The organism is Segeticoccus rhizosphaerae (genome assembly GCF_009192725.1).
GTDB lineage: Bacteria > Actinomycetota > Actinomycetes > Actinomycetales > Dermatophilaceae > Segeticoccus > Segeticoccus rhizosphaerae.
This window is the reverse complement of record NZ_VOHR01000719.1, coordinates 1-575: the sequence shown is the minus strand read 5'-3', so window position 1 is coordinate 575 and position 575 is coordinate 1. Positions and strand designations below refer to the sequence as shown.

The window sequence follows — 575 nt, the reverse complement described above, 5'->3', positions numbered from 1 at the left end:
TTGCGTATCAAGCATCAGAATGCCCAACCGCGCGCCTGACCTGTTTTGCAGCATGTCACCCATGCAAGATCAATGCGGTGCGACAAGGCAGCTGACAAGGTCGAATTCCAACGATGACAATTTGTAAACATTTTGTTGATGTTTTCGTTTTTCGTGCAATGATGCTTTTGGGGAGAATCGTTACGTGACGTCAAACAGCTTACAAGGGGCTCTGACATGACCCGGCACGTCGTTGTTATCGGTGCGGGAATCGTTGGCATTTCAACGGCCATCTGGCTGCGGCGCGCGGGCGTCGAGGTCACCGTGGTCGACCGTGGCGCGCCCGGAACAGGCACGTCCCACGGCAACGCCGGTGTGTTGGCTGCCTGCGCCATGGTGCCAGTTACAGGCCCCGGATTGATGAAAAAGGCGCCCGGCATGTTGCTCGACAGTGACTTCCCACTGTTCATGCGCTGGACGTATCTGCACAAGCTGCTGCCAAGGCTGCGCAGATATATGTCGCACGCCAATGATGCCGACACCAAGCGGATTGCACAGGGTTTGATCCCGATTGTCGCCGACACAGTTAAACAACA

At 55.7% G+C, this 575-nt stretch carries 1 protein-coding gene; it reads left to right on the top strand.

What is annotated here, in order from left to right:
* Positions 1-216: 216 nt before the first annotated feature.
* Positions 217-575 (top strand): FAD-dependent oxidoreductase (locus FRW57_RS22660; protein ID WP_152187142.1); only part of this gene is annotated, 359 nt, incomplete at its 3' end.